Below are 7,012 nucleotides of genomic sequence, written 5' to 3'. Positions count from 1 at the left end.
TACCAGATCACTGGGCCGTCCTATCAGGTCAAGTATCACCATCCTGACCGCGACTACTACCAGATTGCGACTTGGAACGACTGGAGCAGGAATGGCTACGAGTGTTCCCACAATCAGATTAGCCAAATCACTTCAAGTGTACTGAGTCAAGTTGGATGGGCTGGCGTCTTTGCAGCAATTGGTGCGGCCGTTGCCTATGAAGCAGGCCCTGCTGCCACAGCTGCCGCAGCGCTAGTCTCCGCAGTACTAGGAGCACTCTTTGGGTATGCAACACAAGCGCAGTTAGAGGATGAGGCAGGCTGCATCTGGTGGTGGTGGGGAAACGACTTCCAGAACTGGTTCGCGGTCAACCTCTGGTGGCTTGTGCTGTGGTTCCAGATTGGCGTTGGAGTTGTCGCAGCAACTCTCCGTTCCATAGGATACTTCCGCATGGGCGACTACACATTCATCGACGGACAGGGGTTTGGTAATCCATGAAGTCATGGATGTCAAAGTTGACTCCCTTCATTCGGGGTGATAACAAATGAAGTATTCAAAGGATTCTTGGCGAAAATACCTGGTGCTAGGAGCGTCCCTGTGGGTGCTTGGCGTGGCTGTTCAGATTCTTGCATTGGCTGAACAGACCGACCCTCACAGGAACGTCGGCTGGGCAGTATTGCCCTCGACTATTCTGACTTGCGCGGCAGCGATTCTCGTTCTATTTGCCTATTTCCTATACTCAGGTGGCGGAGCAAGATGGCTCGGCTACGTGCTACTTGTGTTGGGGTTCATCTTCACGACAGTCCTGCTTGTTCTGCAAAATCTTCTGGCCGACCTCTTCATGCCAAGGGTCGCAACACCAGGTATGCTTCTCCTCCACTCTCTGGCGTTGATCTTCGCCGCAGGAATCTATCCCAGCATGCGCAAGGCATTCAAGAAGACCCTTGCTGCACCCCCGCCCGCTCCCGCCAATCCAGGTCATTCATGAGTGAACTCTATCGAATCGAGGGCGAGATGCAAATGACCTGACTCACGTTGTATGGTACCACAACAGTGGAGGCGGGTTGGCAGCAGCTGCTCAGAAGTTGGACGGTCCTGGACATCCCTGCGTGATGCATATACACCTCCGTCCGGGAACGGAGGACTCGAGGTCGGTTCGACACCTCATGAGACCTCTCCTCGAGGAGTGACCCTTCCCAGTGCCGTTTCCTGGGAGCGACAAGACCCCTGTGTCCAGCTCTGTCAAACTAGAAATGAACGGTCACTCCACTGCTGGTTGAAAGAGTCCGTCAGCTCAGAGTGATAAGGAGGGGTGCCACCAACCAGGATTGCAGTCCATGTCAAACGAGACGAGGCAGAGGGGTCAGTGCGTTCCATACAGAAGTGGTGCATTAAGAATCGGGTGCAGCATGTGCGTGCAAGGAGGAACCACCCCCAGACCATCGGGAAGGTGGGTGGAGCGGTTGCATCGCACGATTGACGAGGAGAGCGGTCGCATGGGACTGGAACTGGACGAGTACATGGAGTACTACAACCACACACACCCCCATGCTTCGCTTGGATACAGGACAGGACTCCTGCACAGCTGTACCCGGCACCTCGAAGACTCAGTGCGGTTTGAGTGAGAAGAGGTGTCCCAAATGTGGTGTTGCAGTGTTCCATATCCCCTGTGGTTTCACACCACTGGCATTGAAACCGAACCGGCCATAGGAAAGACATAACTCCAACGTGGTACCGCTAAGGTCTGGTGATTTGTCGTGGTGCGACAGTTGTCCATTGGTTATGCTTACAAGAAGCACGGGACTCAGTACAAAGAGGAGAGCGCGGAAACGAAGTTGGCTCTTGCCCTGATTGCAGCCAACCATTCTGTGGGGTCAGGACGAACGATCACAGCCCTGAGCCCACTTACAGTGCCATACTGGATTGTACAGGTGGCACCCTCCCGGTCTGTACTCATCTCCGCAACCGGAATCCCCAATCAGTCTCTGACATTCACTGAGAACAACAGACTCGCGGAGTTTCGCAGGGTCCTCAGCTCGGAGATTGGTGAACCAGGTGATGTCCCAGCTGCAGTCGGTAAGCTGCAGTCCCTCCTTGGGAGCGTGCAGACATCAACACACAAGTTGGAGGCGTTTCAGGACCCGAGCTTCCTCACGATGGTGGGCAAGTTCGTGCTGGAACTCGACCCCAACGCCACACCGAACAGGCCTGAGATGCGTGTGGACTCCAACAGCGCGCTCGAGAAGAGCCAGCAGTTTCAGAAGCTGATGGAGTCATGCAGGACACGGGTGAACGCGCTAGAGGACTTGCGCAGGCTCACAAGGGAGAGGCTCCAGAACCAGCTGAGCGTGATTGAGAACCTGATGGCGACAGAGCGTTCGCGATGGGAGCAGAGGGTCAGGGCTCTTGAGGAGCGGACCCGTCAGGACATTGACACACTCCGGAAGAAGGAGAGTGACGGTGCCTATGAGATGAGGGAGAAACATAAGATTGCTGTCAGGGCAATCACCGCAGACTTCAACAGAACCGCTGCGGATATCGAAAGGCTGTTTGTTGAGGGTCTTGAGTTGGTCAGGAGCACTCGTTCTGAGATATCTAACAAGAGTGAGGATGTCGAGGCAGCCATCGCCGAATACCGGAAGCTCAAGGAAAAGATGGGGGCCTCAATGTCACGCTACTCGGACATCGTTCGGTCTATGGACACGAGGGCCGAGCAGGTACTCAAGGAGTTCAGGAGGGCGCAGGAGGAACTCAAAAAGCACGGTGAGGGTCTTGCCCGTAATACTGAGTCAGGCATCGCTGAGCTCAATGGTCGTCTTGACGCGCTCAGGAAGGAAATGGCCCAGAAGATGGGTGAGATGGAGAACCTACGTACCGAGGTCAAGCAGGCGACGGATAGGATTCTTCATGCGGTGGACGAGGCAGTGACCTCGCAGCAGAGTGAATTCCTGAAGCTTATGGCGCTGGCGCTGGACAACAACGTGATTCCCACGCTAGCACCTCTGACTAGACTGGACATCGAGGTCTTCGTAGCATCTCATTCGGATGGCGGCATGACGGTGCTTACCCCCTGTATATCTCCAGATGACAGGATTGGTGCAGCCGCATCCCACAAGTCCATCGACGAGGCACTCTCCACTGCGCTCTCACAATCTCTGAAGTCATGGACCAGCTCTGACAGGGCGTTCAATGCCTCGCTTCAACAGGCAATCATCAGAGGGAATGTGCTGACAAGGTCCAACGGTCTCAAGGCACTACAGACAGGTCTCCTCGAGTTGCAGAGGAGGCAAGTCTTGAACGAAGGAGTGAAAGAGAAGCTGGAGTTCACATGGGAGAAGATCTCAGGTAAGTGCCCTCGCTGCGGGGCAGAAACCAAGGGTTCCAAGTTCTGCCCGCAGTGCGGTCAGGTGATTGCCGAGTAGCGCATATCACATGGCCACACGAGGGTTGGCAGCAGCTGCCCAGAAATCGGACGGTCGTGGACACCGCTGCGTGGTGCGTACACACCTCCGTGCGGGCACGGAGAGCTCGAGGTCGGTTTGACACCTCATGAGACCTCGAGGAGTGACCCTTCCCAGTGCCGTCTCCTGATAGCGACAAGACTCCTGTGTCCAACTCTGTCCAGCTAAGAATGAACGGTTCTACAACTGCCTGCGTTCAAACAATAGACCGGAGATGGCAAGTACTAGGGCAGTGGCCGCAGTGCTGATGACTCCGGTAACAACAACCGGGTCTAGCCATGTGATGAAGAGAGTCATCAACAGGGGCAGAGCACTCATCTGCCCACCGACATAGATGGACAGTATCGCGGCGACCAGTACCGAGTCCGTATTGAGACCGATGAATACACCGACTGAGCAGGAGAACGCAAGCATGAACATCGTCAGTACCAGAGCGTCCCGCAGGGATATGATGACAAGGTCCATCGAGAATCTTGCGCTTGAATAGTCCCACAGCAGACCCATGGTCACCGCAATCGCAACGGCGACCAAGAGGCACAGTAGCACAGCAAGATACTTCGAGAGCATGAGTTCGACTCTCTTCACCGGGCGTATTAGGTACAGGTCATACACGCGCTGCTTCATCTCGGCGGAGATAGACGTGGCTAGCATCACAGCGCTGAGCGTACCCCCCATGCTTGTGACGAGAAGTGACGCGAGCATGGTCACGGGCAGCTCCTCAATCTCGGGGTTGAATGCCTTGATGATAAGCACGATAGCAGGCAGGCCTATCCATAGCGCCATCATTGTCTTGGACCTGTAGTATCCCCGAAGCTCGTCGGTCAGCAGGAACAGCAGACTCACTGGTCACCACCTCCTACTAGTCTCATGTATACCTCTTCGAGACTTGGCTGAGCAAGCCTGAAGACACGGAGCGGGCAGTTGGCTGCGACAAGGGCCGCCAGCACAGAGTGGCATCCCTCGTCGATGTTCGATGAAGGGCGAAGATGAATCAAGCACTTGGATGGCCCGTTCTTCTCAACATCTGATACAACCTCCAATCTAGACAGACGGTCGATGACCTCTTCTGACAGAGCGGGGGATTGAATCTCGATGATGTCGCCAATCCTGAACTCATTTTGAAGCTCGGCAGGTGTGGCAATGCGTACAATCCTACCTCTGTTCAACACAGCTATGCGGTCCGATATGTCCTCGACATCGCTCAGTATGTGTGAGGATAGCAGGACAGTGACTCCCCCTGCGGCAAGTTCGCGAATCACCTGTTTGAAGTGGAATCTGCTTGCGGGATCCAGACCGGCCATCGGTTCATCCATCACAAGCAGCTGAGGCCTGTGAAGAATTGCTTGAGCAAGACCCAGCTTCTGAAGCATACCCCCTGACAGATGCGGTATCTTGCGATCAGCCGAGTCATCAAGCGCCACAGTCCGTAGCACTTCGTCAATGCGTTCTGCCAGCTCGTGTCTCGGGACCCCAGAAAGCACTCCAAAGGACTGCAGAGCCTGTCTGACCGTACGCCAGGCTTGAAATGCGGACGCCTGAGGAACGTAGCCAAGCATCCTGTGAACATCAGCAATGCCTCTCCTAAGAGAGACTCCATTCACACACACATCGCCTTCGAAGTCGCGAATCAGACCGACGAGAATCTTGAGGGTTGTTGTCTTGCCAGCCCCGTTGGGCCCAATGTAGCAGAAGACCTCTCCTCGATTCACTTCGAACGAGACCTCACTCAAGGCCTGCACGTCTCCGTATCTCTTTGACACTGAATCGAATCGAACTACTGCATCACTCCCGCACTGATACTCGCATGCCATCCCGTTTCGAGCTTCGCGGATACTCGGACTGCCGCCGGGGTATACGCCCGCCAACACAGAGAGAATGTGCCGACTCACAGGCTTGGACATTGAATTCAGAATCTTGTCCGTCCTGTCGTGATTATCCGAATGACCCAGTGCTAGTTCCTTCGAGGTACTGTACACTCCATCTCTACTCTCGTTCAATCTCTGAGACCTCCAATGCGTCTGCTTGCTTCTTTGCATAGGCCAACAGAGCAACCAGCAGCGTAGCTAGACTCGCTGTGGCGCATGCCTGAAGACACCAAGCTGATGAGAGGAGTCCCGGTGATCCCGCGTACGTGGCTGCAACGGTCGTTGCCGCCATGAGGTAAGTCCCCAGTGTCAACACCAAGACCAGACCGAACCGATTCCTGTTAGGGGACCTGATAAAGAACCAGTTCGACGATAGGAAGACCATGACTGACAGACCTAGATGATAGTTCCTGAGAATCGCTAGCATTCTCGCTATCGAAGCAACTGTCAAGGCAGAAGAACAGACCAACGAGAAGATCGACAACCAGAAGGCAATGCTACCTGTGGCATGGCCAAGGGAAGACCACTCGACACTGTGGATGAACCAGAGCAGTCCGGTTATCCACCCCATCTGAACCATGAAGAGGTGATACTCCTTTCGGGGGCTCATCGACAAGACAGCGAATAGGACACCGTACTTGTCTATTCTCGCATCCCTTGACACATGGTCCACTAGTATTAGGGCCCGCTCCCCAAGCTCTGTTATCCTGTATGTGCCATTGGTCCGTTCAATCAGTCCTGCGTCAATAAGCTCCTTCAGATGGTAGTTGAAGGTCCCGCTCATCAGAGAAGGGTCCAAGCCGAGTATCTGCATTATCTCGGTATAGGTCGCGCAACCTTTGTCCGACACCTGTCTCATGATAGTGCGACGAGCGGAACTTGGGAGAGCCTTCAACACCCTGCCGGACTCGGACTCCATTCTTCATCGAGTGGTGTCCGTACAATGGCTGTATTTAATCGATTCTCACTAGATTCTTCGTGATTGTGCCTCTGACCGTTCATTGTAAGTTGGACACTGTTGGATACAGGAGTCTTGTCCGCCCAGGTGACGGCACCAGGACCACTCCACTCCTTGAGGCCGCCCAGGTGTCGTGTGGATGACCTCAGCCTGTTGGCCTCGAACCGGGTCATGTCAGCCCCACCGGTCTGGAAACCTACCTGCGGATGTCCAGAGAGGTCCGACTTTTCGGCAGCTTTTGCACACCCTTCAACGCTTCCGGGTGATGACATATGGCAGTACACGGAGGCACAACTAAGAGTACTCCATTGCCAGTGTCGGTTGCTGTGACTTCACTTCATGGAATCAGATGGGACCGACGACACTCCGATGCCATCTCTCCCCCATCGCATGCACGCTATGCTTAGTACACGCCCGATACAGATTCATTCCTCTCAAGCGCCACAGAACGCTGGTCGAACCACTTGTTGTCTCACTCGCGGAACAACACGCTTATACGCTCTGGCTCCGTCTAAGACATAGAACCGAAACCGCGAGTGGGAGAAATGAGAGCAAAGCTGATGATTGAAGTAATCGGAAAGGCACGCGAGGAGTTGAAGCTCCAGAGTCTAGTGCCGGCGCTACCGGACCTGTTTGACGACTGGCGAATGTGCTGGGTCTCTGCCAAGGATCTCAAGCGATGGGAGAAGGCTGAATGGCCTGTGAGGACACTTGGCGAACAGAAGAGAGGGAAGATACTGAGAGGCGTG

8 protein-coding genes are annotated in these 7,012 nt (G+C 54.6%); 5 read left to right on the top strand and 3 right to left on the bottom strand.

Going from position 1 to position 7,012, the window contains the following annotated elements; translation table 11 throughout:
- The 4 genes from HXY34_12605 to HXY34_12590 all read left to right on the top strand — a co-directional run.
- Nucleotides 1-477, top strand: a 477-nt coding sequence (locus HXY34_12605; GenBank protein NWF96974.1) for a hypothetical protein, incomplete at its 5' end; no start/stop codon positions are given.
- Between the two features lie 46 nt (nucleotides 478-523).
- Nucleotides 524-967, top strand: a complete 444-nt coding sequence (locus tag HXY34_12600; GenBank protein ID NWF96973.1) for a hypothetical protein — start codon at nucleotides 524-526, stop codon at nucleotides 965-967.
- A 475-nt stretch (nucleotides 968-1,442) separates the two neighbouring features.
- Nucleotides 1,443-1,604 (top strand): hypothetical protein, encoded by a 162-nt coding sequence (locus HXY34_12595; GenBank protein NWF96972.1) that lies wholly within the window; start codon nucleotides 1,443-1,445, stop codon nucleotides 1,602-1,604.
- 132 nt (nucleotides 1,605-1,736) lie between these two features.
- Entirely contained in the window at nucleotides 1,737-3,401 is a 1,665-nt protein-coding gene (locus HXY34_12590) for a hypothetical protein (GenBank protein ID NWF96971.1), read from the top strand.
- A gap of 219 nt (nucleotides 3,402-3,620) precedes the next feature.
- Here HXY34_12590 and HXY34_12585 read toward each other — a convergent pair whose 3' ends face one another.
- The 3 genes from HXY34_12585 to HXY34_12575 are packed head-to-tail and all read right to left on the bottom strand — an operon-like array spanning nucleotide 3,621 to nucleotide 6,164.
- On the bottom strand, nucleotides 3,621-4,283 hold the full coding sequence (locus tag HXY34_12585; protein ID NWF96970.1) for an ABC transporter permease: 663 nt from the start codon (nucleotides 4,281-4,283) through the stop codon (nucleotides 3,621-3,623).
- Nucleotides 4,280-5,437: an ABC transporter ATP-binding protein gene (locus tag HXY34_12580; GenBank protein NWF96969.1), complete on the bottom strand. Its 1,158-nt coding sequence runs from the start codon at nucleotides 5,435-5,437 to the stop codon at nucleotides 4,280-4,282. Before HXY34_12580 ends, HXY34_12585 begins: the two co-directional genes overlap by 4 nt.
- Nucleotides 5,424-6,164 carry a hypothetical protein gene (locus HXY34_12575; GenBank protein NWF96968.1) on the bottom strand — a complete coding sequence of 247 codons (741 nt, stop codon included), beginning with the start codon at nucleotides 6,162-6,164 and terminating at the stop codon, nucleotides 5,424-5,426. Before HXY34_12575 ends, HXY34_12580 begins: the two co-directional genes overlap by 14 nt.
- A 644-nt stretch (nucleotides 6,165-6,808) precedes the next feature.
- Between HXY34_12575 and HXY34_12570 the strand changes: the two genes are divergently transcribed.
- On the top strand, nucleotides 6,809-7,012 hold a 204-nt coding region (locus HXY34_12570; GenBank protein NWF96967.1), incomplete at its 3' end, for a hypothetical protein.

The sequence above is a fragment of the Candidatus Thorarchaeota archaeon genome (assembly GCA_013388835.1).
GTDB lineage: Archaea > Asgardarchaeota > Thorarchaeia > Thorarchaeales > Thorarchaeaceae > JACAEL01.
The sequence above is the reverse complement of the archived record's forward strand: the minus strand, read 5'-3'. Positions and strand labels throughout refer to the sequence as shown.